The organism is Roseiconus lacunae, from assembly GCF_008312935.1.
Taxonomy (GTDB): domain Bacteria; phylum Planctomycetota; class Planctomycetia; order Pirellulales; family Pirellulaceae; genus Stieleria; species Stieleria lacunae.
Genome location: NZ_VSZO01000005.1, coordinates 34,718 through 60,462 on the forward strand (window position 1 = coordinate 34,718; position 25,745 = coordinate 60,462).

The following is a 25,745-nucleotide window of genomic DNA, read 5'->3' on the forward strand; positions in this document are numbered from 1 at the left end:
CGACAACTCCCTTCAGGCCGAAGGCTGGCGAGCAAGCCGATTGTTCCTCTTCCCATTCCCGCTCGATCACGATTCGGGGGCTCGCTTCGAAGTGGCGTCTTTGTCTTGCCGGGTGTAGCCGTATTGGTGGAATCATTATTCCCGGCGAAGTCAACGAAAAGACGGTACCGCGAAACGCTTCGAAAAAGTTCTGGTTGGTCTAGGACGCTGCTCAATTGGACGCCGCATAACCAAAACGAAAAAGTCAAAGAAGCGTTTGCACCGACGCTTGGGGGAATACGACGATCCGAAGCGGGGGACTCGACCGTTGCGATCGGCCAAAATCTGACTCAAAGTTTGTTTCAAGAAGGTGGTTTGACCTTGCGTGACGTGTGCCTCGCTGAGTGAACGACGTTGCAGAAAAATAGCTCACAATAAATTCACACTTTCGCGCAAGAACCCCTGGGCGCCGAAGGCCTGTTCGACGATATTCCTTGTGCGGGATGGAGCAGCCCGGTAGCTCGCGAGGCTCATAACCTCGAGGTCGTCGGTTCGAATCCGGCTCCCGCAACTTCTCTGTTTGGTTGGAACACGTTCCGACCCACCAGTAAACGAAAAGCCGTCGTGTAACCCACGACGGCTTTTTGCGTTTTGTCCCGTGTTCTTGCAAGTACTTGCGTCACACCGGCCAACCGAAATTTCTCAGCCGTCTGAGAACCACCAGATAACCCGCGGCGAGTCCGGTGGCCCAATTTCGAACTCTGGCCCAGAATTCTCACGTTCTCCGTTTCTCAGACGCTGCGCGTTAGAAGCCGTCGGCATCTCCCAATCGATCCAGATTCGAAAAGCATTTGGCCCTGCAAATCATTGGGTTTGAAAGGGTGTTGTTCGGTAGGAGGCCCCGACGATCGATCAAAACAGGCTGTCCGGGTAAGTTGGCACCCAGTGAGCAAGAAAAGAAAGATAGAAATTGGCGGCAATGAAATATCCAGTCACACCTGACGGCCGCTACTTCGTTCACAAAGAACGCCTGTGGCGTTGCACGAATCCAAGCCTCGGCGAAGAAACTCGTCAGCGACTGGTGAACCAATTGATGACCGCGCGCCGAGAAGTTGCCGTCGCCAAGCGAGCCAGCGACGAAGCCTCAATCGCTGCAGCTCGCGAAAAAGTTCACGCCGCCAAAGTCGCCCTCGGCGAACGAGGCCCAACCTGGTGGAACGACGACACCGACTACAACCGCCACCTCATCAAGAACACACCCTACGCCGATTGGTGGGCAGCTCGCGATGGATAACTTCCACAGAGCCAGGCTGTCGCGCCGCCACCCACTAAAACTATGAATCTATCGTGTGGGTTGAGACACCAGTGCAAGCATCCCAAATAAAGAGCAGCAACCTGCAAGTGCAAAGTAGACGGACGAGTTCTGTAGACTGGAGTGCCCCAATGGGCATTTCTTAGCGTCGGATATCGACCGATCGCAACCGAAACTAAACGACTTCGCTTGAATGTGGCCCGACACTAGATCGACGAAGAGCTTGAGGAAGCAACCAGCTTCAACGATCCAGCGCGTCATGAAATGCTTGGCGATGAACGCAAGCCATTCTAGACTAGATCAAATCGGATCATGGCCTCGGTGGACGGGTCCGCCAGAAGTTCGATGCCGAGCGTTCACGAAAGACGCCTGCAAGGCGATCTCGCGATCGATCGAAGCGATTGAGAAGGTGCATCCCGAACTGGGACTACATCTCCACAAGTCCATCAATCTCAATCTCAGTCTCAAGGTCAGCTACAGCCCCGACGTCGTCATCGACTGGTTGTTTAAGCGTCGATATGGAATCGCGTATTGATCGCCGGAACCAACGGCACGTTTTCGCGTTCTTGGTAGTTTTCCCACATGGGAAAACTTGCTTTTTCGCGAAACAAGGCTATCTTTTCGTGTAAAAGGCACTTTTCCCTAGTGAGAAAATGGGCGAAAACACGAAAATCGACCCGCAGTTGATGCTTGACCGGCTGCATTCCGGGGAGCCATTGCTGCCGCCGCTGGTCATCCGTCACTCGAGTTTCGGGTCGGATCGAGCGATCGACGCAGTACTCGAGGTGGCGTTCAACGGTGCCGCTGATACCGAACGATTCAACGTTGAGTGCAAGACTCGATCCACGAAGGAAGATTTTCGAAAAGCCACTCAGCAAGCCACTGAAAACGCCAAGCGACTGCGGTGTCATCCGTTGATCTTCCTTCCGTATTTGTCACCGGATCGACTGGCAGAACTTGAGAGTATGGCTGTTAGCGGAATCGATTTGTGTGGCAACGGTATTGTTTACGTTCCCAACCGTATCTGTGTCGTGCGTACAGGTCAGCCAAATCTCTATCCCGATTCACGACTAGTCGCGAATCCCTTTCGTGGGCGCTCCGGACTCGTTGCGCGGATACTAATCGAGAAGCCCCATTGGGAAACACTGAGCGAATTGACTGATGCTATCGCGAAGCATGCGCAGCTAAAGGGCCTGTCGCTTTCACAAGTCTCCAAAACGGTCTCCGCATATGCCGAAGAGTTGCTCGTGCTCAAAGATGGAAACACCATTCGCCTTGCCGATCCCATTCGGATGCTGGATCAGCTCGGCAAGAACTGGCGTTCGAATCCGTCTGCTCGAAGTCACTATTATCGAAGTTCAAAAGGCCCACTGCGGTTAAGCGAACTATCCAACTCAACAAAACTTGCTTGGGCGCTAACCGGCGAGTCCTCGGCGACACGCTATTGCACCATCGCACAAGGCGGACCAATGAAGGTGGCCGTTAGCGACATGAAGTTGGCTGAATCGCTGCTTTCGTTGACGCCTGAGAGCGTCCCCAGCTTCGCTGATATCGTACTGATCGAAACGCAAGACGATGCAGCGTTCTTTGCCAACGAGCAAGACGATGATGAGGTTCGCTATGCCAGTCGAATTCAGACTTGGATTGAGCTTAATGCAGGCGACGCTCGTCAACGTGAAACGGCCAAGGATCTGCATCAGTCCATCATTAACGCATCGAAGGCGTAGTGGTAATCATGGATGATCTATTGTGGCCGCACTTTCAGCCGCTTTGGCGAGATCTCGTTGCTGCTTCTTCTTCAACCAACATCCTCGTCGCTGGCGGATACGGTCTCCCTCCCGGGTTATCGATGCTGCGAATGACTCAGTGGACGCGAGCGCGTATGTGATTTGCCGACTCCGTCGCATGACGCTGCAGCAATCAAAAATAGATTTCATGATGAATGCCAAGATTATCAACGAGGCTTGCATGGATTTGCACTAGCGTTCTGGTCAAGGTCGCTGGTGTCGACTTCTTCATCAAGAACTGACGGCGGCGACGGACGAAGTGGATCGAACCTGTCTGCCTGCTGGAATCCCCAGCGCAGGTATTTGGCGAGCTCACTATCAACGTCCACCAAGCCATCCTCGCGAGCGGCCGACAAACACAACGCGTCCAGAAATTCACGAATCTGTTGGCTCCGCTGCCAGCTCTGAGCTTGTTCGATGAGCTGGGTGACACGGGTGGTCTCCTCGGACTTCCGCTTTTCCAAGGCGTCACGCCTACGCTTGATTTCCGCCTCTCGCTCTTGCCGAATTCGTTCGCGCTCGGCTGCGATTCTTGCACGCTCTTCATCTTCACGTCGTTTGATTCGAGCCTCGCCGGCCTGCCGTACAAATTCAACGATTAGGCTTTCGAGCTTATCTTCGAGTTTTTGCACTTTGCCATCCATTGCGAGGGGACTGTTGTAGTCCGATGGCCCGCGATCAAGCAGAAGCAAGCCGCTTGGGACCAGCTCAGTTCGATTCCGATCCCAGGAATAGGTGGCCTTCGGATTGTTGATTCGAACCTGGTTGGACTTCTCTCGGAGCCGGAGTGACGAGATTTGCTCGCCTCCGAAGAAGACAACCGTTGAACTGGTTCCGTGCTGATATCTCGGTTCAACGATTTGCACCTCTCCACCGACCGCCTCAATCCTTTTGATCAATGCGTCAAATACACGGTAGGCTCGAGATTGCAGCTTCCCGGTCACTTCGAATGCAAGCCTTTTCGCGCGGTGGTCTCTCGAATATGGATCGCGTTCCGACCATGGGATCTTGGCTTCGCGGGCGCGGCGTTCGTCGTCCTGTTTCGTGACAACGACAAGTCGATGCGGGCTTCGCAGCTAATCAAGCACTTTGACCGGGCCGAGTTCTTTTGCGCGTTGGAGCATCGTTTGGATGTCATCGTCGAATTGCAGTTCGCGCGGAGGCTCATTGACCGTGGCCTCATAACTTGGGTGTTGATAGAAGGTCAAAGACTGAAGTGTAGGATCGTCGTTCTTTGGAAGCGGAGTATTCTTTGGTTTCTTGCCGTTTGCAAGCTTCGCCCAGTAGCCGGGATAGGGTTTGGGAATGTCGAAAGCTTTGCACGTCTTACCGATCATCACGTCCGAGCAACCAAGTTCTTTCGAGAGTTTCGTGGCGGGCGCCGACCAGACGAAGTCGTAGAATTCTTCTCGTGTGAAAGTTCGGATTTCTGTGGCTGTCGTCATCTCACCATCACCCCACATATTGTCTGAATCTGACTCGATACGGGCTCTCGCTAAAGCTGTTGGAGATGATGTCTCGCCGCAACGTTCGGTACCAAATGCAATGTGACATCACCCGATCAACTTCTTGGCGTCTTCAAACGCGACTCGACATGCACCAGCATGAAACTATTCGAGCTGCCTATTTTAAGATCATTAAGGTGGCCTATGGATTCGGCATCAATCAATCCATGCTTGCATTTTTTCGCTTGCGTCCTTCATCTTTCCAAACGTCTCTTTGTTGACCGATCCTCTCGCCCCACGGCCCGACTCCAGCTTAAATTCGATCAGTTCGTCGTACGATGGATTTGCCACGTCCCAGAACTTCGACATTTCAACTTTGTCGAGTTCACCGAGTTGTCGAACGACCCGAAAGCCGATCTTGGTTCGATCCGAGTAACTTCCCAGCCAAGTGACGCTATTTGGGAAAGTCGCTTCCTCGTCCCATTCGTCTTCGGTGATTGTGAATCGGTGTGCGGGCAGACACTCCTCCAGACGTGACGCGAAGTTACCGCCCTTCGCAATCCAAACCGGAGGTAGCACCTCAGAATGCTTCGTTGACGGCCGTTCCTCGCGACCGGGTCGACCGGTTGGAAACGAAGTGATGACCCATTCGCTTACATTCCCTTGCATATCGTAAATTCCAAGAGGGTTCGGAGCCTTTGAACCAACCGGCTGAACACCTTCGGTTTCCAGATTGAAGAACGCCAATTTTCTTAACTGATCGTCCTTCCAAAAGTATCCTGTGCCTCCCGCTTTGCACGCTTTGATCCATTCTGATTCAAGAGGCAGACGGTATGGTCGATCCGTCAGCAGACTAAGCCACTTCGTGTATTGTTTTGCCGCAAAGAGTGTCATTGAGTAAGCGGGGCATTGAAGAGACTCAGCCCCCGCGAAACGATCTTGCGGATTGTAAACCTCGGTCGGAGCGGACACGGCATCCACCCGATCAGGCTCGGTGAAATCGGGTCGAGTTCGATCAGCCTTGAATACGCTGTACATTGCCGCGTACTCGCGGTACTCGCGAAGCGTTACCTCGAACTTGCCGATCCAGAATGGTTGTATCTTCCGGTATGGATCGCCAGGAACCGGGATCATCTCGAATTCTATCTCGGTGCCGGGAATGTTCTGACTGTATGGAACCATGAATCCCTGTTTCGTTTCAACCGCGCGACCCACATGCGGTTGATTCGCCAAGAGGCCTGAGTTTTGCCCGTCGTTCGCCGGCGCCGAGTGCATCGACAAACTAGTGAGCAAGATAACGCACAGTCCTAAGCACTTCGAGCGGCGAACTAAGCCAAGCGGTGCCGGCGTGATCGAGACGAAGAAGACAGGTGTGTAGAGTGGATTTTTGGGGCTTAATTGCATGGATTGTCCTTCACGACCGAAATAAAACCCGCCGTGCTTAATTCGTTCAAGCCGTCGTCGGCATCCTGTCAGACTCAAGTATCCTGCTTCGTCGGTCACCGCAATGTTGCCATGATTGTATCAAACGAGTTTTGAGCGGAGCGACTTTGGCAAGCGACCGAAGCGGTGGATTGTCATGCAGGATTCGACTGACCGCTGCGTTGACAGTCCCTTCCGGATTGGTACGCCGTACTCGGGCGTGGCTGAGATATCGCCGATGAATGCCGTTGTATAACTGGAGACGTTTTTTTGCGGGGGCTAATTGTGACCTACACTTCAGCGACCTGCGGTCATTTTTTCGACAGGTGGGCGTTCGGTGTTACGGTGATGATCTCAAGATGCAGAAATTTCTGAATTTCGTACTGATCTTCACGGGAGTCGCGGCCGCCATCGCCATCTGTTGTCCGATGCTGGTGGTGTTGGGGTTTCTCGCACTCATCCTTCCCGGCTTGGTGTTGCTCACCGCTCCCACCGTGTTCGTCTACCTGGCGACCGCGGTCGGTCTTCAACGAATGCTGACTGTAAAATTGGGCGGGGCCTCGTATCCGATCGCCATTTTGCTCGCGATCGGACTTGGCTGGTTCGTTGTGCAACCGATTCGATCGTCCGCGATATCGGAGTTTCGATCGAATGACCTGCCCGACGTGATTCCGCGTGAACCCATTGTCTTGAGTGGACATGTCTACGTTGCAAATGACGACCTGTATCGGTCGCCTAAATGTGACTACCTCTGCACAATGTTATTAAATCTACCGGGTGTGCAGTCGGTCACCATCGAGGGCACCGGTCGGAAGGGCCGCAATCACGACCAATCCGTTGCAGCGTTCGCCTTGGTCCGTCCCGGAGCGAATGCAGAACCTGGCGTGTTTCCTTCCCGCCCCGGTCAGCTTATTCGCAAACATCCGGCGCTTAGGCGACGAGTGAAGGGGAATGATCTAACTAAGGTCGAAAAGTCACTTGAAGCCGATTGGGCGCTGCGTCTTTCCGGTGCAGAGCGAATCGTTGCGGCGATGCCAATACCTGTCAATGAAGCCGATTGGATCGTGCGATTGGTTTCAACCCACAGCAAACAAAATCCACGAATCGAACGAGTGGAAATTGCCCGTATGGGTAACGATATTCGGTATCGCAAGAGTGAAATTCGTCATTTCGTACCAGGCAAACTATTCTATATCGGCTTTGATATTCGATCCGCCGCGGCAATGAGTTCCAATGCTTCGTTTTGTCTTGGCGGACGTGATTGGAGGTCATCGGATCAGTCAATCAATTTAGAATCGACGTTGTTGGAAGCTATCGAGTTACCTCGTCTCACGAAGCTTGACGACGCCCGCCATCGGTTGCGGTCGGAAGTCCAACGTGCGATCGACGATCCCAATGCAAGCCCAGCGAGGCTCGAACTCGCCCGACGTTGGCTTTCGCTATTTTTCTTTGACGCGACCGAAGACGACCATGCGTTAATCGCCCGCATCGTCGGCGATCGGCGTGTCAAAGACATTGCCGGCCCGATCGAGAGCGTCTATTCCCAAGGCAGCACGCCGATCGAACTCGCAATCGCCTACGCGAAACGAATCACATTTGATGACGCGACCGTAGAAGAACGATCGCTGTTGGCGAAAGACTTAGCGTCGATGCCGGCGGGCACGTTTGCCAATCCTGATCCGACATACCTCGACATCTGGACTCACCCAGAGCTTTATGAACAGGCTGGTCCGTTCCTGTCGCGAGTCGCTGATCTCGGTGCGCCGCGTGCAATGCCGATCCTTCGCGATGCGCTTGGTCATGTGGCGACCAAAGACAATTGGAATCAACGACGCGCGATGGTCAAGGGGATTCGAGACGCTTACGCATCACTTGGTCCTGCCGCAAAGCAGGATGCCGCAATGATTCGCAGGCTGGTCTTGCTACGTCGCTCGCCGATCACGTCCGGCTTCAAAGACGTACAAGCATGGCGTCTGACCTTGGCACAAATGGGAGTCCCCATCGATGACTTGCCATTCTTTCCTCATTCAAGCCGGCAACAAATCAACCGAACAAAAACTCAAATTCGCGATCGTCTGCAACGTATTCAAGCGGAGATCTAAGAAGCGTCGACCTAAAGGCATTTGCCACGTCAGACACACGATTCGATTTTCGCGCTACTGATTGCACTCGTCACTGGAGCCAATCGCGTTCCGATGGGGATGGCCAATGATCGGGAACAACGAACCACTCTTCGCGAGCTGTTTTGCATCGGCCCCGCTACGGCTACCCACGTTGCAGCAGGGAATGATCAGTTTGTCTTTGTAGCGGGACTTGTTTCGCTCGAATGCCACCTTCGTGATCGCTCCGGGAATGATAGACACATTGACCTCTTTATCCGACCGGACATCGACAACGGCGAACTGCGGTTCCAAAGGCTGCTGACCAGCGGACTCTGTTTTCGCCACTTCCTTACTACGCGTTTCAAGCAGCTTGTGAAGTTCGGCGGGCAAAACTTCTTCGACCTTTGGCCCGCCGCCGATGAATTCTCCGAACTGGTCCGATGCCGTGGGCATCGCCAATTGCTTCTGGGGCGTCTGGACAGCAGCCTCGGCAAAATTTACGGCGGTCACATCGGAACTTAATTGAGGACCGGTCTCCGACAAGGCTGCAGATCGTTCTGCTGAAGCCAATGCGTCAACATCGGATTTGATTCGCCACGGTCCCATCCCGTCTTTCCAGCGTCGCAACGCTGCTGCCATCCCTCTTCCGACAGATCGTTCTTGCTGGAATGGCACGCTCGGCATTTACGGCTTGTCGTGGAAGTGTTCGCTCCCATTTCAGTTTCCTAGCGGAATAAAGGCGTAACCGTCTTGCTGGAGATTGACATTCGCTGTCAAAGCGGAAACACCGACCTCGACGAATACCAGCACGTCGTCAGATGACTTCCCTTTGCCCGTCAGCGTTTGGCCGCAAACGATCATTTCCACGCCAGCTTCGTGCAGTTCACGCAGCAGTTTGACATTCGGATTTCCCTCCGTTCCAAACTCGTTGGTGTAGGCTTCGGGATGAAGGATCGCGAGCGTCGCATCACCGTGAAAGATCATGGCAAACTGACCAGAGCGGGTTCCGCACCTGCTGCTGCGAAGATGTTCAGGTATTTAGCAACCTTCTCGATGGCAGAGTTCAGTTCGCCTGGCGATCCTCCGCTTGTGATATCGACCGCAACCTTCGATCCGTCTCGTGGCTGGTGGGTGGCACTGGCCATACGGACAACCTTTCCATGGCCATCGATCACAGGCTTTCCAGGTTCCGCGGACGTTAAAACCGCATCGGTCGGCACGGCATGATTCTTCATCGCCTCGGCAAAGCCATTCTCGACAAACTTTGATACCACCTTCGCATGAGCTTGAATCAGCTTGGCGACTTTCGGATCATCAGAGGTTTCGACGACTCGCACCCCCTTCTCCGTATCTTCGTGCTTCATCTTAATTTTATCGGTGTATTTGAAAAGTTCCGCGAACAGTGGATCTCGCATGCGAATCGGATTCGACTCTTCGACGCGGTACTCCATCCACTGCACGTGATCCTTGATCATCGCTGCGACTTCCGCGTTGTCCGATTCCGTCAATGTTTCAACACCATCGGGTAGCTCCTTGACGATCCGCTTGATCTTCTTGTGATGTTGCAGCAGAAACTCGAAGACCTCGTGATCGGCATCATGGCGATCGTCATGCTGGTGCCCTCTCTGCATTCCGCGCCCCATTCCCCGGCCACGCCCCATGCCTTGTCCCGGCCCCATACCCTGGGCTCGGCCCATCCCTCGGCCTTGGCCGGGACCCCGGCCTTCTTGTGCTTGACTGATTCCCTGCAAATTCACAAGGAACACACCGACCAGTAAGCAAAGCAAAACATTCTTCATGACATCACCTTCGATTTTGAAAGAGGTACAACGGGGGAGTTATTTGGCTGATTGACCCAAAGGCCAATACCGCCGCACAAATTGAAAGCCTTGAAACCGTGTTGAGCTAAAGCCTGGAGGCCAAGTAGCCTCGTTATGCGACTGCTTCGCTTGCTGGCTTAACGCTCGGAAGGCCAGCACTCTCCCACGCTCCATAGCCCCCAGTCAGGTTGGTGACATTTTTGTAGCCTTGCGATTGAAGGAGACTTGCCGCGATGGCCGATCGTGCACCGCTTTGACACTGGGTGACGACTTTGGAATCGCGAGGGATCTGGTGAGCCGTGTTGGCGAGTCGCCCCAGGAAATGGTGCGACGCGTGCTCGATATGGCCTTGGTCCCATTCCTCTTGCGATCGAACATCAATTAGGTGCACGTCCTTGTTCTTGATCGCACTGGCAAGATCTTCCGGTGGCCTGGTTTTATAGGTTTCCGTCGCACTTCCTCCGCCGGCGATCGCCGATGCGTCGAAGCCACCACCGATGTTGTCGCAGCCGATCGCGTGAAGCACCCGAGCTGCTTCTTCGAGTTCACCCGGATGGCAGATCAGGTAAGTCGTCTTGTCGTAGTCAATCAGCCATCCGGCCCAAGGCGAAAGCATACTCGTTGGAATGTTGATCGATCCTGGAACGTGGCCTCTTGCGAAATCTGCCGATGGTCGTAAATCCACGACCACGCCGCTATGGACTGCTTCATCCAACTGTCCGAGCGGAAGCATCTCGTGCGAATGATTCTCGCCAAGAATTTTCGGCCCTTCTTTGTTCACTCGCTTCATGACCGCAAAGTACTTCGGAGCCTCCGGTTGGTCGGCCAGGATGTACTTCACGAACTCCTCTTCGTCCTCATACTGAAGCGCCGGGTTGTAGAGCTTCTCGTATCCAACCGTTGATGACGGAATCGCACCCAAGCCCTTGCCGCAGGCACTGCCCGCACCGTGAGCCGGCCAGACTTGCAGGTGGTCCGGAAGATCGCGAAAGCGTTTCATAGACTCGAACAATTGCCGAGCACCCGGCTCGGCCGTGTCCACCATACCGGCTGCTTCTTCCAGCAAATCGGGGCGTCCAATCGAACCCACAAATATAAAATCGCCTGTAAAAATTCCCATCGGTGTGGAGGCACCGCCACCGTGATCGGTCAGTAAGAACGAGATGCTTTCCGGCGTGTGGCCGGGCGTGTGCATCGTCGTGAACCCGATGTTGCCAATCTGAAAGGCGTCGCCATCGGTTAGCCATTGATGGTCGTAGGCGCTGACGTACTCATATTTCCAGTCATCCGGTCCCGCGTCAGAGACGTAAAGTTTTGCGCCGACACGTTCTGCAAGCTCGCGGGCACCGGAAACGTAATCGGCATGGATATGGGTCTCGGCAACCGCGGTGATCTTGACGCCCTGACGGTCCGCCGTCTCGAGGTACGATTCAATTTGGCGACCAGGATCGACCACGACCGCCTCTTTGGTTCGTTGGCATCCGACCAAGTACGACGCATGAGCCAGCTTGGTGTCATAAAAGTATTTGAGCAACATGGTTAATCTCCGAGAGAGTGATGGTGTAAGTTAAAGAGCAACCGACTTGAAAATGACAAAGCATGCGACCAAAACAACAGCGATGGCGAAGACCTTTTGGAGAGTCGGTCCCTTCAATTGCTTGGCGACCACACCTCCGATACTCATACCGACGAACCCGCCAAGCATGAATAGGAGCGTTGTTTGAATGGAAATGTCGTTGCCGGCGATTAGGTGCGATGTGATTCCGCTGATGCTGATCAGCACGATGACGAACAGCGAAGTTGCCACGGCAAGATGCATCGCCATTCCGCTGAACAAGACGAGTGCGGGAACGATGACGAAGCCGCCGCCCACACCGAATAGCCCTGAGAGAACGCCGGTGGCCAGACCCACGGCGACGAGCAATCGTGCACACCGCGAGGTCAGACGTAGCCTGCCATCTTCGTCTCGCTGGCATGCCGATCGATCCTTACTCGGCTGACCTTCCGTTACGCATGTTCCCGTTGCCGCCGTGGGCTTGGTTGCTTTTGCCCACATTCTTTGGGCAACCACAAACATGATGCAGGCGAAAAGGAGCAACAGCAGACTCTCGGGGATCAAAGTCGAGAGGTAGCTGCCAAGGGGAGCTCCGATCATTCCTGCGATCGCAAAGAGAAGCCCCGTGCGAAGTTCAACCTCGCGTCGAATCAGCCGCGGCACCGCGCCCGACAACGCCGTTCCACCAACCGCCGCCAGTGAGATTCCGACTGCCTCTCGCGGGCCAATGCCAAGTCCATAGACCAGTAGCGGAACAGCGAATACCCCTCCTCCACCTCCGGTAAGACCGAGCGCGAAGCCGACGATTGTGCCGAACAGGATCGCTTGGCCAAACATCTAATGTGAAACTCCTTCGATCAATATACGAAAGGTGGAAATGTAAGGAGGTAGCGAGGTATTCGGATAAAAAAACGCCGAGCGAATTGACGTCGTTAACTGGGTGCTTCGTCTAAATCAAATGTTCGGTTTCGGCTCATCAGCCATGAGGCGTTTGCCCCGGTTATTGCACCGAAACGGTGGCTAATGTCATGGGGCTAATCCTGACTTCAAAAGGTTGACGAAGCACTAGATCGAACATGAGTCGCCTTCGCGGCATTGATTCCAAGGCATCCTGGCAAGCATCATTCCCATCCCACAGGTGTCGGTGATCCCGGCAAACATCAGCCCCGCACCAATAAAGGCGGACAGTCCAACGAAGTAGGGGTGAACGAAGAAACCGAGTGTCGCGCCGAGTAGCGTGAGAAATCCGGCAGCGATGCGGACTTGACGCTCCAGCGAGATCGATTTCTTACCACGCACCACGGGCAGACCTGCGTTCGCCCACGCGGTCGTTCCGCCATCGACACTGACCACGTTCTCAATCCCAGCATCAATAAACTTCTGAGCTGCTTTGGACGACCGGTTACCGCTCTTGCAAATAAGGTAGAGCGGATGGCTGCCGTGTCCGTTTCGACTCGCCGCTACTGCGTCCGGGTCTATCGAATCGAGCGGCACATTGACGGCACCTTCCGCATGGATCTCGCGATACTCCACGGGCGTCCTGACGTCGATTAGGTCGAGTTCGCCGCCGGCTTGACGCTCCGCCAGCGTTTTTACGTCGATCGTTTGCATCTTGTTTCTCCCTGGTTTGCCTTGATGGGGAAAGTACCGCGACCTCAAGAGGTCACGTGGTATCAGTGTAAGTGCGCTGCTGATTGAGGTTGCGGTCGTGGCGCGTCGCACTGGACCGGTGCAATCGGTGAATCACCGGTCCATGACGCGGCTCACCAGTCGTCCGAGGGGGGCACGCGTCGCAGGTCCGGCTCGAATTTCGATTCATTCCGAGAGATAAAGCTTTGGATCGCGCGAGGCTTCGCAACACTCAACTACCTCAACATATCGGAACCTCGCGAGGTGTCAATGAAAAATTGTTCGGTGAATGACGCAGTTTCAATTTAGGCTGGCTTCGGTACCAAAGTCCGGTGAGTTGACGAACCGAAGAGCGACCGACCGATTCGATGACGCATCGGCGAAGGCTAGCTGTCCCCAGGTTAAGGTTCGCACGCAACCTTCAAAGTTAGCATCGCGCGCAACCGGTCCGGAAAATGCACTCAACCCGGATTCCGGTGGGATCGGCAATCCTTCGCAGGAATAAGTGTCTGTGTAGGTATGGTTCAGGTCGCCTGTCGTAAATGGGCGGCAGTCGATGGTCCCTTTTGAAAAAAAATCACGGCGCGACAGTTACCATGCTTGAGGGCATCATTGATCAAATCGAACATCTACGTTGGGAGGACCTGCTAGATTTAGTCATCTTCACCGTCTTGATTTATGGTGTTTTGACGTGGCTACAGGACCGGGCGTCGCGCGCCGTGCTGATCGTATCGGCTATCCTCTCGTCTGTCTTCTTGCTCGCTCGAGCGTTCGATCTATATCTGACGTTCCGTGCGTTCGAATACGGCGCGATCTTTCTGCTACTGTCCCTCGTGGTCGTGTTTCAGCAAGATATTCGGCATGGTTTTGAAAAACTGTCTACCTTTTCGAGTCGATTGCGGAACAGATCATCCACAGCGGGCGAAGGTTGGATCGATGTTGTTGCCGAAGCGGTCGCGACAATGGCGGATGATCGAACCGGTGCGCTCATTGTCTTTCCAGGCGAAGAATCTCTGGATCGCCATCTGCGCGGAGGCGTTGAAGTGGACGCGATTGTTAGCTTGCCGTTACTTCTCAGCATCTTTCATCCCAAGTCGCCGGGGCACGACGGTGCCATCGTTATCGACTCCGGGCGAGTGACGATGCTCGGACTCCATCTACCATTGACCAAGCATGTCGAGTCGCTTCACGACGGTGGCACGCGCCACGCTGCCGGGCTGGGGCTGGCGGAGGTCAGTGACGCGACGATTCTTGTTGTGTCTGAAGAACGCGGCACCATCAGCGTTTGTCATGACCGGCGGATTGAGACGATCGCGTCCGCTGATGTGATCGGTCGCATCAATGGCTTGGCCATCGAAACTTCGTCACATCGCCATCGGCGATTTCTACATTTGCCTCGGCTGGCCATTGCGATTGCAATCACACTACTTTCGTTTTTGATCTTGGTCGATCGCAGTGATACTTTGCAACGAACTCTGATCGTTCCGATCGAATATAGCAACCTTCCTGAACAATCGGAATTGTTAGAGCCACGCACCTCATTTGCTGAGATCACGCTTGCAGGACCTCGCCCGGCGTTCGATCTGCTTGAGCCGAGCAGCGTATCGATTTCCATCGATCTATCGCAACATCCCAGAGACACGCCCGCGAGCATCGCGACCACGCATCAGGTCACAGGCATTCCCAGCGATTTAGCAATCGAATCGGTGAATCCGGCGACGCTGTTTATCGAACTGAAAGCCAAAGGAAACACGCCGTAGTGATCAAGCGGTGCTTACCGGAAGACCGGTGAAAGTGGTGTACGGCGGACAGTGGTTTGTCGCTTCTGTCGTTGGCTCATAATCTGCTAATCGAATGGCTTTGTGGGCGTCGTTCCGACCGGAGTGGATGATTTTCGATCGAAAGCGATGCCTGAAGAGAAGCGACAGCTCAGCAACGGAGTTCTGCGAGATTTGAGTCAGGCCAAATCTGATTTGGTACGAGAAATGCTTTGCAGCGATCGCCACTTTGGCCGCAGCGAGGTGAAGGATTTTATCAATTCGCCTCTTCACCAGCATGAATTTTGGGTTTGCCGATGAGCCGGATGAAGTATGCATTCGCGATGTCGATCGTTCTAGGCGTTTGTGGTTGCGACCACGACGAATCGATTGACCCGCCCGCGCCAGCTTCTGATATCACGCAGCCCAATGAGTCGGATATCGAAGTTCGCGTCGACCGTCATTCCCCTGCTGTCAACACGCGCTCCGGCGGCCGAAATGAACGCCGTGAAAGTCTCCGCGAGGCGATCGACAACGTCGATGTCAACGTTGACGAATCGGGTGTCGATGTCGACGTCGATTGAACGTTCTTCGCAACAAGCAAGTGTCTTCGTGACGTCTTCATGCCGAATCAATAGACGCCGTGATGGTATTTCATCGGTAATCATGTCCGCTTAGTCGATGTAGTGCGTTTACTTCACGACTACAGAACCTTTGTTACTTCATTTGAATTCTTGCCCAACGGAATAAACCGTGACACAAACGATCGCTCTCTCCAATCCACAGGCCAAACATTCGGGCATGGGGGCTATCGTCCACGACGGCGGCGTTGCCTTCCGAGTATGGGCTCCACATGCCAATCGGGTCAGCGTCATCGGCGACTTCAACGACTTTGATGGATCGGCGCACCCAATGCAGAGTGAAGAAAATGGTTTCTGGTACACCGACATCGAAACTGCTGCAACGGGTGATCAGTACAAATTTCAGATTACCAACGGTGATCAAACATTTGACCGAATAGACCCTTACGCCCGCGAGGTCACCAACAGTGTTGGCAATGCTGTCGTGTATCACGATCAGTTCGATTGGGAGGGAGACAGCTTCACGCGTCCATCGCAGAACGAACTAGTGATCTATGAAATGCATATCGGTACCTTTAATCGGACCGACGAAGACACGGTTGGGACGTTCGCAGACGCGATCGCGAAGTTCAATCATTTGAAAGGCCTAGGAATCAATGCGATTCAGATCATGCCAATCGCGGAATTTGCCGGTGACCTATCCTGGGGCTACAACCCGGCTCATATTTTTGCGGTCGAGCAGGCGTATGGCGGACCGGATGCACTGAAACACTTCATCCGCGAGGCACACCGAACTGGTTTCGCAGTGATCATCGATGTCGTTTACAACCACTTCGGTCCCAGCGATTTGGACCTATGGCAGTTCGACGGATGGAGCGAGAACGGTAAGGGTGGTATCTATTTCTACAATGACCATCGAAGCAGCACGCCATGGGGCGATACAAGACCGGACTACGGCCGCGGCGAAGTCCGTCAGTTTATCTACGATAACGCTCAGATGTGGATGAAAGACTATCATGCCGATGGACTGCGTTACGACATGACCGCTTATATCCGAACGATTTCGGGTATTGGGAATGATGATATCGCCGAAGGTTGGGGATTGATGAACTGGATCAATCGCGACTTGAAACGCGATTTCCCCGGTTGCTATTTGGTCGCCGAAGATTTGCAGACAAACAACTGGCTGACGAAACCGGACGATCAAGGAGGGGCCGGATTTACGACTCAATGGGATGCCGGGTTCGTGCATCCGATCCGAGAAGCCATCACGGCGGTCGACGATGCCCACCGCGATATGTGGGCGGTGCGAGACGCGCTCTGTCATCGTTATAACGACGACGCGTTCCAACGGGTGATCTATAGCGAATCTCACGACGAGGTTGCCAACGGAAAGGCTCGGGTTCCGACCGAAATTGATGCTGATCATCCAGAGAGCGTTCATGCCAAAAAGCGGGCCATCCTGGGTGCAGCATTAACTCTGTTGGCCCCGGGAGTTCCGATGCTATTCCAAGGTCAAGAACTGCTCGAAGACGAATGGTTTCGCGACACCGATCCACTCGACTGGACCCGCGCGAAAAAACTCTCCGGCATCAAACGCTTGTTCGTCGACCTCATTCATTTGCGACGCGAACTTCCCGGACTACGCGGCCAAAGCATCGAAGTCCGGCACGTCAACGAATCGGACAAAGTGATCGCGTTTGTCCGCGGAGACCGCGATGGAAACGAAGTCGTGGTGGTGGTCAATTTTGCAAACCGGACGTGGGAGAGTTACGAGATCGGCATGCCATCCCCCGGCGACTGGATTCTCCGGCTGAACACCGATTGGGACGGCTATGACCGTAGCTTCGATGACCATCCCGCGGAAAATATCACCGCAATTAGCGAAGACCGCGACGGCTTCTCTGCTAAGGCAACTGTGTCCATTGGTCCATACGCCGTGTTGGTCTACGTGCAGCGAAAGTAGTACTGCGAGCAAAACTATGCCGTGGGTGCTTGAGTTCACCGAAGCGGATTTAGATCGGCCGCTTTCCGAACCGGAGAACGTCGCGGCAACGGTGCGGGAGATGTTTGACGGCGAAACACCCGTTCGGACGATGGATGTCGCCGCGAAACCAGAACGCAACTACGGCACCGTGAAAACCCATTTGCATCGGGCGGGCCGAATGGGGCTGCTCGAATGCGTACCACGCAAAGGCTGGCTAGCCTCGCGAACGCAGGCCTGGGTTCGCTGATACCCTCGCCCGCTACGTTCTAGTTGACGCGGCCGACGAAACCGAAGCTGTATCGTTTGCCAAGATGCACTGCACGCGTTGTACGCCGACTTGCGGGCCCCACACGGCCGGGACATTCCCATCGAAATCCAAACCGTTCGTCTAGCCACGGACGACGAAATCGATCTCTGGCAATCTCACAAACGCATGCTTGGCGAAGAAGCGGTTTCGCAATTGAAGGCGGGCAATCGCGGGCCACGGATTGCTACGGCTACACGTCGCCGAGCCTCGGTATGCATCTGCACCATTGCCTGCGGGACTGGGAAGGGCGCGGCCCGAATGATCGTGCTTCGCAATCGGAACATCGAACGCGACTTCCTCGAGCGAACAACCAACAAAATGCTAGGCACCGTCCTGCACGAACTGGCCCACATGGTGTTCTTTGGGAAAACAAATTTGCACTAATCGAACACCAATCCAAACCCTCGTGCTTCTGATCTTCATTCGTGTTCGATTAGTGAAGATTAGTGGTTAGGAATTGCTGATGTCTTCTTTGCGATTCTGGTGCCTTTGTGTTGTCCCTATCCGCCTGCGTCATACGCTGGCAGCCACTCGTGCTTCGTTAACTCTTGAAATTAGGATTAACCGCGTGTTGTTAGCCACGGTTTCGGTGCAGTCACCGTGGCTGACGCTATGCGAATCGTCCAGCGATTGAGAGTTCGGACGCGGTCGATCAGTCAGTGGGCGTTGACCGCAGTGATGCCGACTCGGCATCAGAAACTGGTCCAAGACGCAACCTAAACTCGTACCGAATCGCAGTATCAACTAAGATCTGACCCGACAACGACATTGTCGGTCAATCAGTTTCGCTACGATTACTGCCCCCTTTGGACAGAGCCACCGATATGGACGAACAACGCGATCAAGCTGAGATGGTTTCCAACCCCGACCGTCGAGACAGCGCACGATTACCACGAGACGCATTTTCCTATCAGGCTTCAGAATTATCTTCCAAGTCGACCACTAGCGACATCACTGAACGGTTTGATCGTGACGTGGAACGTTTTAGCAATCTGGAATCGGGCCAATCAGCGACCGTCGATGCCCCACTCGCGATGCAGTTGATCACCCAAGCGGCGGTAAAACTGACTCCGACGATCAACCGAGTGCTGGACGTCGGCTGCGGCGCCGGCAACAACACGCTGAAACTGCGACAAATTTATGGGCGTCCGTTTGCCTCTGATTTGCTAGATCTCAGCAAGCCGATGCTTGACCGGGCAGAGCAGCGAGTGCGTGAGACCGGGATCGATTCGGTCACAACTTGGCACGGTGATCTTCGCGACGCCAAGCTTCCGCATGCAAGTTATGATGTCGTTCTGGCGGCAGCCGTTCTGCATCACCTTCGAGACGACTCGGACTGGGAGTCTGCTTTTCGAAAGATTTTCGCTTGTGTGCGACCCGGTGGTTCATTTTGGATCACCGACTTGGTCGTTCAAGAAACCGTACCGGTTCACGAGCTGATGTGGACGCGTTACGGAGATTATCTGGAAGGGATCGGTGGTCCAGGCTATCGCGATCAAGTATTCCAATACATCGAGCAAGAAGACTCACCACGATCGGTGACGTATCAGCTTGATCTGCTTCGAGAAGTTGGCTTCACCCACGTCGAACTGCTGCATAAAAACAGTTGCTTCGCAGCCTTCGGAGCTTGGAAGGCTTAGGAGAGACAACGTGCCACCTTTGGCGAAACACCCGCCAGTCATAAACTCCTGGTGCTTCGAGAACATTTGAACTTTGGATTAGCCGATTGGCGTTAGCCACGGTTACGGCGCAAGTACCGGTCCTTACTCTCGTCGGCTGATCATCTGACGCTAGCCATAGCTCGCACATTTTGCCCGTTAGAAACGACGGAGGCCCGGTGCTGGTGCGTTTGGCATCCCGTCATCGGAATCGACGCCGTCGCCGATGAAATCGCAAAACGCCAAACTGATTCGACACTTCTGGCAACGCATTGGATCGATGATTGCGAAGCTCAGTTGCCGGAGACTCTTGGCACCGCTTTGTATTCACGGTCTGAGCAAAACGTTTCCACCTGGAAAAACTCTTTCCACGCCGACCGCTCACCACCAACTGCGGTCGGGTCGGTTTGCATACGATTGATGGAATATGCAAACTTTTTCTCTGATCGAAGCACGTTGGCACGATCGCTGCTGATGCCGCAATTGCCGGACCAATTTCGCCGGTATCGCAGCCTTCAAGCACATACGTGAATGAAAACAATTGACTTGGTTTGCCTGACAACACTGGTGTCGGGGCTGTTCTTAACGCAGATCGAGACCGCGACTTCACAGGATTGGCCGTTTTGGCGAGGCCCATCCCAGAACAGCCATGCAGTTGCCGATGGACTGATCGATTCATTCAACCCAAAGGGTGGAAACGACAGTCACATCGTCTGGTTCAATCCGAACGTCGGCGGTATCTCGACGCCGATTGTGATGAACGGAATGCTGTTCACAATCGTTCGGCATGATGCCGGAAAAGCGACCGAGGCCGAAAAGGTCGTTGCCTTGGATGCCATCACCGGAAAGGTCGTCTGGGAGAACATTTACAACGTCTTTTTGACAGATTTTCCTGCCGAACGGATTGGGTGGTCCAATGTGACCGGTGATCCGGAGACGAACAAACTGTATGTACTTGGATCATGCAGTTTGATGCAGTGTCTTGACGCGGCGTCCGGGAAATCGCTCTGGGCTCGATCGCTGTCAGAAGAGTTTGGCATGCTTAGTACCTATGGCGGTCGTACGAACACGCCTGTTCTATTCGAAGACTTGGCCATCATTTCCGGAGTAACAACGGGCTGGGATTCCACCGCGCGACCCTGTCACCGTTTCTTTGCGTTCGACAAACACGATGGACGACTTGTTTGGCAAACAGATACCCGTCCTTTACCAGAGGATACGACCTACAGTACGCCGGTCATCACGACCATCGCCGGCCAAACGGTGATGATTGCCGGAGCGGGCGACGGCGAACTGTACGCCATACAGCCACGCACAGGACGGGTCCTTTGGCATCACCCGATATCGCGGCGTGGAATCAATACTTCGCCCACCGTTTCTAGCTCGGGAATCGTATTCGTCGGACACAGCGAAGAAAATCCACAAGGTACCGCCATGGGCGCCGTGGTCGCGATCGACACCGCACCAAGTGGGGCGGGCTCCCTTCCTCGCGAACGTTGGCGTGCCTTGGAAGTGATGGCCGGAAAGGCGTCGCCATTGTTGATCGAAGACGAACTCCTGGGCTCGCGAATTTATGCGGTCGAAGACTCTGGCCGAATGCGCGTCCTGGATGCATTGACTGGGGAGGAAATTTGTCCCGCTCTAAAACTTGGCACCGCCATGCGCGGCACTCCACTTTATGCGGACAACAAACTTTACACCGCGTCGCTCGCTGGCATCGTTCATGTGTTGCAGCCTACCGAAGGCGGATTGGATGTCGTTTTCAAAACACGACTGCCGGGTGGCCAAGGTGTCAACGGATCGATGATTGCTGCCGGTGGTTGCGTGTTCTTGCCGACAACCGCCGGTATCTACTGTCTAGGCACTTCAGGTTTTCAACCGAAAGCGCCTCCTTCGCGGGACGCTGAGCGAGTGGCGTCCGTTCCGGCTTTCGATCTCGATAACCGCACTGCGGTGTGTGATATGCTGCAGTTGGTACCCGCCGAAGCCATCGTTTCACCGGGACAGCAGATCGCGATTGAAGTTCGCGCATTCGATGAACTCGGTCATCAAGTCGATCTTCCCGTTGGCGTTCAATTCCAGGTCAATGGTCCTGGGACGATCGACTCCGAAGGTGTTTTGTCGGTCAACGCCGGTGCGATGCACGAAGCAATCACGGTTCTTGCGGTCACAGGCGATTCTGCACGCGGTGTTACAGGCAGCGCTCGATTTCGTGTTGTCCCACCGTTGCCATGGTCATTCAATTTTTCAGACAACGAAGTTCCGGTCACTTGGGTCGGAGCACGCTACCGCCACGAAGCACGCAGCGTCGACGGCGAGGCGGTGATCGCAAAGCTATCGACGATTCCCAAAGGAACTCGTAGTCAAGCATGGTTCGGTCCCACGGATCTATCAAATTACACCATCACCGCCGATGTGAAAGCAGTCGAAGGCACTGATAAATTGCCCGACATCGGTCTCATTGGACAACGCTACGTCCTGGATTTAATGGGCGAATCACAGCAGCTGCAAGTACGCACCTGGGCAGCTCAACTGCGAATGGCCAAGAGCCAGCCGGTGTCTTGGAGGGCTGGTGTGTGGTACACGCTGAAACTGCAAGCCACGCTCACCGACGATGTAGCCGAAATTCGAGGAAAGGTTTGGCCGCGGCATGAGGCTGAGCCGGACGACTGGACGGTTGTCGCGAACGATGCGGCGCCGAACCACTCTGGTAGTCCGGGGCTATTTGGGAACGCAACCAATTCGGAAGTCTTGATCGACAACGTGACGGTAACTCGCTGATGCTAAGTACACGAACGAAATGGATTGTCTGTTTCATCGCGGCGCTTGGCTTCGCGTTTGATATTTACGAACTACTGATGCTGCCGCTGATCCTGCGACCGGCACTCGCTGAGCTTGGCGGAATTGTTCCCGGAACGCGAGAATTCGAAACGTGGCGTGCGTTGATGTTCTTTGTTCCTGCCATGGTCGGCGGGTTGTTTGGCTTAGCCGGCGGCTACCTAACTGACACGTTGGGGCGTCGCCGTGTGTTGACGTTCAGTATCTTGCTTTACGCGTTTTCAGCGATGGCGTGCGGATTCGTCCAATCGCTACCGATGTTGTTGTTCTTTCGGTGCTTGGTTTTTGTTGGTGTTTGCGTGGAATTCGTCGCGGCCGTGGCATGGCTGGCGGAGCTGTTCGCGAATCCACGGCAACGGGAGGCCGTACTGGGGTACACGCAAGCGTTCAGCAGTGTCGGTGGATTACTGGTCACTGCGGCAAACCTGGTCGCAATTCGCTACGCCACGTCGTTTCCTGAAATCGCGGGCGGCCATGAAGCGTGGCGATACACCGTGATCTCTGGCGTGATCCCCGCGATTCCGTTGATCATTGTGCGGCCATTTCTGCCTGAGTCGCCGGAGTGGGCAGCCAAAAAGGCCGCCGGTACACTCGGACGCCCCAGCATCAGGGAATTGTTCTCACCCAGCTACCGGAGAACAACGGTCATCACGACGCTGATGTTTGCGTGCAGCTACGGAGCCGCATTTGGTGCGCTTCAACAAACGCCCTCTATCGTTCCGGGGATTACGGAAGTCCAATCACTGACCGAAGATATGACGGTTCCCGTACGCAAAGCGACCGAACAAAAGATTGCCGCAACGGTCAACGGATATCAAGAAATCGGTGGACTCATCGGACGCTTCGCGTTCGCTACGCTCGCGATGGTTGTAGTCAGTCGACGATGGTTGCTGCGATCGTTTCAGTGGCCGGGACTGATACTCGTTCCCTGTGTTTATTGGTTCGCCGCTGACGAAAGTGTGGGGTGGTTGAAAGCGGGGATTTTCTTCGCCGGCCTTGTCACCGTTGCCCAATTCAGTTTCTGGGGCAACTATCTACCCCAAGCCTTTCCGTTGCATTTGCGCGGAACCGGAGAGAGTTTTGCCGCGAACATCGGAGGCAGAATGATCGGAACTTCGTTCGCCGCTTTGACGGCGTGGCTGGTCACGATGTTGCCTTCGGGGAACGTCGCGTTTGCCGCCGGCATTGTTGCCGCATTCGCCTATTTAGTCGGCAGTTTGCTCTCGTTTTGGCTCCCCGAACCGGACGTCACCACTCACGACGCACCGGAACCGTCAGAGGTCGCCGGTAATTGAGTCCTGACCCCTTTTTGGCGAGCGACGCCGTTTGGGAATCGATCGTTGATCCTCGTCCCGTTGATTCCAACGCGCGGTCGAATTGCGACGAAGTCCCCCGATCCTCGAATGGTCTGGGGCTTGATTCATATGCGTCGTAATCGCCTCGCTCAAGTAAACGAGGTCTTCTTTACTGACATCGACAAATGCATCAAGCGATCCCATGGCTTCTAAAATGGTCTGATGCAATTCCTCGGATTCACCTGATTTCGCTAAACGATCGACTTTCTTATGACGCAGCAAAAACGCAGGGTAACGTCGCCAGCGAAACGGGTAATTGATCGCGACGGCGAGGGCCAGCATCGCAATTGCATTAAACAACACGGGACACAGGACAAAACCGTAACCCAGTTCATGCACCGCCGGCCCGCCCATCACCGCCGTGAACGCTGTCGCTCCGCCGGGAGGGTGAATGCACTTCAATTGATACATCACGCCAATGGCTAGGCCGACGGCGACCGCGGTCGCGAGTGTTTGATCCGCAATGTATTTTGCGCAGGTCACACCGATGATAGCCGACAAAGTATGGCCGCCAAGCAGTGGCCACGGTTGGGACAGAGGCCCATGAGAAACGGCGTACAGAAGCACCGCGGAGGCTCCCATCGAAGCGATCACGCCGGCGGCGGCGGCTTGCGGGAGACTTTGTTGAGTGATAAGGAAAACTGAGGCAATCGCCACAGCGGATCCCACGGCCGCAACCACGCGTTCGGCCCAACTTACCTGGATCAGTTCAACCCCAAGCCATTTCTTGAATCGATTCAATGTCCCAATCATCCGTCAACGCATTCCGATCGTAATCACGCAGGAACGTGTCCGCTCACGATCTCATCACGCGTCAATCGAATTGACACCTTAGTGGATCACATCATCGCGTCAATGGTGCCATTGTTTCCTGTCGATCGACGACGCGTTCCGGTTGCGTGGGCACGACGGAAAATAATTCTTGTTGAAACGCTTACCTGCTGTGCATTCTGCCATCGTCAAATCCACTGCCATTGTCGGCTGGCGATTGATGGCAAATGCTTCGACCAACTTAATTCTTCAAGTCCGGCTCATCAGCCGACGAGCACTGGTCCCGGTGATTGCACCAGAACCGTGGCTAACGTCATTCGGTAAATTCTGATTTCGGATTTTGGCGAAGCGCGACCGTGGCCGCCTTAACATTCTGGGGCACCGTCTGGAAATGGCTGCAGTGAATTCATCAAAACATAGTCAGGAGAAATCTCAAGCAAGCGATCGAGCGTTTCCGAAAGACGCAGCACGGCGTCCCAATTGGTCGCCGCGTAGGGCTGAGCGTGTGCCAGATTGTTTCGTAGGCTTTCGAGGTCTTTGATGACGCCACGGATTTGATTTTTGGAGCGGTCCCAAAAACGTTTCCGCAGTTCGTCTGACTTTGCAAAAACTTGCCCTTTGTCTGACAACTGTAAGCAATCGATCAGCCGCACTGTTTCGTTTCGCCGAGCTCGCTCTGCTTGAAGTTGCTTTGCCTTATCCGCTCGAGCTTCGGACATTTCGCAAACCCACGAATCATTCGGATAGGTCTGATCGATCACGCGCGTCAAACTCATCTCGAATAGCGTGATCATTCCGAAGAGCCACATGCGCATCGGCGGCTTTTCCAAATCATGTCTTTCGATGATGCCGACGGGCTGGCCTAACGTTGCGACGAACACAAATGAATGTTGGTTTAAAAGTGTGACGACCTCTTGGACCGGCGTCGTCGTGGCAACGACGGCGGCTTCGGCGATCGGGTGCATCTGCTGAGCAATGGGACGGTCATCGAGACGCCCCTGATGCAGAAAACCCGCGAGGATCCCATCAACACGAATTCCCAGAACGGTCAGTGGGCGATTGACTAAGAACTCGCGGACATCATCCACGATGCTCGTCGCGTCGAAGGATGCCAAAGGTTCGGCAAGGTCACGTGCGACGATGCTTTCACGAAATACACGACGTAAACCATGAGCACTCGCAGGGATCGGATCGGTCATCTCAGTCTCTTGATTCCACTACCTCGCAGACGCAACACGTTTCACGCCACGTCCCATTCTTTCGCTTCACAATTTTGAACGCGTGAATGGTAACGCAATTGGCCGATCGCCGCGGCCAGGGGAAAGCAAAATTACGTTAGCCCGGCGTTACGTGCGATTCCCTTGTTCCTCCCAAGGTGAGCCGGTCGTCACAGGAAATCTCAAACGCAGGGATGCTACGGAGCTGGTAAAATCGATACTT

Annotated in this window: 23 protein-coding genes and 1 tRNA gene; 13 read left to right on the forward strand and 11 right to left on the reverse strand. The window is 54.4% G+C overall.

Annotated features, from left to right (window positions below):
* Positions 1 to 476 precede the first annotated feature (476 nt).
* From FYC48_RS08650 to FYC48_RS08665, 4 genes are all read left to right on the forward strand, one after another.
* A tRNA-Met gene (locus FYC48_RS08650) sits at positions 477 to 550 on the forward strand.
* Between the two features lie 408 nt (positions 551 to 958).
* On the forward strand, positions 959 to 1,273 hold the full coding sequence (locus tag FYC48_RS08655) for a hypothetical protein (RefSeq protein ID WP_149496309.1): 315 nt from the start codon (positions 959 to 961) through the stop codon (positions 1,271 to 1,273).
* Positions 1,274 to 1,565: 292 nt separating this feature from the next.
* Positions 1,566 to 1,826 (forward strand): hypothetical protein, encoded by a 261-nt coding sequence (locus FYC48_RS08660; RefSeq protein WP_149496310.1) that lies wholly within the window; start codon positions 1,566 to 1,568, stop codon positions 1,824 to 1,826.
* Between the two features lie 118 nt (positions 1,827 to 1,944).
* Positions 1,945 to 3,018 (forward strand): hypothetical protein, encoded by a 1,074-nt coding sequence (locus FYC48_RS08665; protein ID WP_160149404.1) that lies wholly within the window; start codon positions 1,945 to 1,947, stop codon positions 3,016 to 3,018.
* A 227-nt stretch (positions 3,019 to 3,245) separates the two neighbouring features.
* Here FYC48_RS08665 and FYC48_RS08670 read toward each other — a convergent pair whose 3' ends face one another.
* The 3 genes from FYC48_RS08670 to FYC48_RS08680 form a co-directional block, all read right to left on the reverse strand.
* Complete coding sequence (locus FYC48_RS08670; RefSeq protein WP_149496312.1) at positions 3,246 to 4,022, reverse strand: hypothetical protein; 777 nt, start codon at positions 4,020 to 4,022, stop codon at positions 3,246 to 3,248.
* Positions 4,023 to 4,154: 132 nt separating this feature from the next.
* Positions 4,155 to 4,523 (reverse strand): hypothetical protein, encoded by a 369-nt coding sequence (locus FYC48_RS08675; protein ID WP_149496313.1) that lies wholly within the window; start codon positions 4,521 to 4,523, stop codon positions 4,155 to 4,157.
* A gap of 216 nt (positions 4,524 to 4,739) precedes the next feature.
* Positions 4,740 to 5,927, reverse strand: coding sequence for a formylglycine-generating enzyme family protein (locus tag FYC48_RS08680; RefSeq protein WP_149496314.1), 1,188 nt, complete (start codon positions 5,925 to 5,927; stop codon positions 4,740 to 4,742).
* A gap of 377 nt (positions 5,928 to 6,304) precedes the next feature.
* Between FYC48_RS08680 and FYC48_RS08685 the strand changes: the two genes are divergently transcribed.
* On the forward strand, positions 6,305 to 8,047 hold the full coding sequence (locus tag FYC48_RS08685; RefSeq protein ID WP_149496315.1) for a hypothetical protein: 1,743 nt from the start codon (positions 6,305 to 6,307) through the stop codon (positions 8,045 to 8,047).
* A 54-nt stretch (positions 8,048 to 8,101) separates the two neighbouring features.
* On the opposite strand, the gene FYC48_RS08690 is transcribed toward FYC48_RS08685, so the two are convergent.
* From FYC48_RS08690 to FYC48_RS08715, 6 genes are all read right to left on the reverse strand, one after another.
* Positions 8,102 to 8,686 carry a rhodanese-like domain-containing protein gene (locus FYC48_RS08690; RefSeq protein ID WP_160149405.1) on the reverse strand — a complete coding sequence of 195 codons (585 nt, stop codon included), beginning with the start codon at positions 8,684 to 8,686 and terminating at the stop codon, positions 8,102 to 8,104.
* A gap of 78 nt (positions 8,687 to 8,764) precedes the next feature.
* Complete coding sequence (locus FYC48_RS28350) at positions 8,765 to 9,031, reverse strand: DsrE family protein (RefSeq protein ID WP_235034152.1); 267 nt, start codon at positions 9,029 to 9,031, stop codon at positions 8,765 to 8,767.
* Complete coding sequence (locus FYC48_RS08700; protein WP_235034153.1) at positions 9,028 to 9,846, reverse strand: hypothetical protein; 819 nt, start codon at positions 9,844 to 9,846, stop codon at positions 9,028 to 9,030. Before FYC48_RS08700 ends, FYC48_RS28350 begins: the two co-directional genes overlap by 4 nt.
* 133 nt (positions 9,847 to 9,979) lie before the next feature.
* Positions 9,980 to 11,404 carry an MBL fold metallo-hydrolase gene (locus FYC48_RS08705; RefSeq protein ID WP_149496318.1) on the reverse strand — a complete coding sequence of 475 codons (1,425 nt, stop codon included), beginning with the start codon at positions 11,402 to 11,404 and terminating at the stop codon, positions 9,980 to 9,982.
* 30 nt (positions 11,405 to 11,434) lie between these two features.
* A complete protein-coding gene (locus FYC48_RS08710) occupies positions 11,435 to 12,259 on the reverse strand; it encodes a sulfite exporter TauE/SafE family protein (RefSeq protein ID WP_149496319.1) in 825 nt (274 codons plus the stop codon).
* A gap of 228 nt (positions 12,260 to 12,487) precedes the next feature.
* Positions 12,488 to 13,033: a rhodanese-like domain-containing protein gene (locus FYC48_RS08715; RefSeq protein ID WP_149496320.1), complete on the reverse strand. Its 546-nt coding sequence runs from the start codon at positions 13,031 to 13,033 to the stop codon at positions 12,488 to 12,490.
* A 584-nt stretch (positions 13,034 to 13,617) separates the two neighbouring features.
* Between FYC48_RS08715 and FYC48_RS08720 the strand changes: the two genes are divergently transcribed.
* The 8 genes from FYC48_RS08720 (at position 13,618) to FYC48_RS08755 (ending at position 23,474) form a co-directional block, all read left to right on the forward strand.
* Positions 13,618 to 14,811, forward strand: a complete 1,194-nt coding sequence (locus FYC48_RS08720; protein WP_160149406.1) for a diadenylate cyclase — start codon at positions 13,618 to 13,620, stop codon at positions 14,809 to 14,811.
* 323 nt (positions 14,812 to 15,134) lie between these two features.
* Positions 15,135 to 15,392 carry a hypothetical protein gene (locus tag FYC48_RS08725; protein ID WP_149496322.1) on the forward strand — a complete coding sequence of 86 codons (258 nt, stop codon included), beginning with the start codon at positions 15,135 to 15,137 and terminating at the stop codon, positions 15,390 to 15,392.
* Between the two features lie 217 nt (positions 15,393 to 15,609).
* A complete protein-coding gene (locus FYC48_RS08730) occupies positions 15,610 to 17,355 on the forward strand; it encodes an alpha-amylase family glycosyl hydrolase (RefSeq protein WP_149496526.1) in 1,746 nt (581 codons plus the stop codon).
* A gap of 16 nt (positions 17,356 to 17,371) precedes the next feature.
* Positions 17,372 to 17,623, forward strand: a complete 252-nt coding sequence (locus FYC48_RS08735) for a hypothetical protein (RefSeq protein ID WP_149496323.1) — start codon at positions 17,372 to 17,374, stop codon at positions 17,621 to 17,623.
* Positions 17,624 to 17,701: 78 nt separating this feature from the next.
* The gene (locus FYC48_RS08740) at positions 17,702 to 18,067 is read left to right on the forward strand and encodes a Wss1p-related putative metallopeptidase (protein WP_149496324.1); all 366 of its coding nucleotides are present in this window, start codon (positions 17,702 to 17,704) and stop codon (positions 18,065 to 18,067) included.
* 440 nt (positions 18,068 to 18,507) lie between these two features.
* Entirely contained in the window at positions 18,508 to 19,323 is an 816-nt protein-coding gene (locus FYC48_RS08745) for a class I SAM-dependent methyltransferase (RefSeq protein ID WP_230778444.1), read from the forward strand.
* Between the two features lie 549 nt (positions 19,324 to 19,872).
* The gene (locus FYC48_RS08750) at positions 19,873 to 22,122 is read left to right on the forward strand and encodes a PQQ-binding-like beta-propeller repeat protein (protein ID WP_149496325.1); all 2,250 of its coding nucleotides are present in this window, start codon (positions 19,873 to 19,875) and stop codon (positions 22,120 to 22,122) included.
* Positions 22,122 to 23,474 (forward strand): MFS transporter, encoded by a 1,353-nt coding sequence (locus FYC48_RS08755; protein ID WP_149496326.1) that lies wholly within the window; start codon positions 22,122 to 22,124, stop codon positions 23,472 to 23,474. Before FYC48_RS08750 ends, FYC48_RS08755 begins: the two co-directional genes overlap by 1 nt.
* Here the strand turns inward: FYC48_RS08755 and FYC48_RS08760 are convergent.
* A complete protein-coding gene (locus FYC48_RS08760; RefSeq protein ID WP_149496327.1) occupies positions 23,454 to 24,287 on the reverse strand; it encodes an HPP family protein in 834 nt (277 codons plus the stop codon). The genes FYC48_RS08755 and FYC48_RS08760 overlap by 21 nt on opposite strands.
* Positions 24,288 to 24,670: 383 nt before the next feature.
* A complete protein-coding gene (locus FYC48_RS08765; protein ID WP_149496328.1) occupies positions 24,671 to 25,504 on the reverse strand; it encodes a CBS domain-containing protein in 834 nt (277 codons plus the stop codon).
* Positions 25,505 to 25,745: the final 241 nt, after the last annotated feature.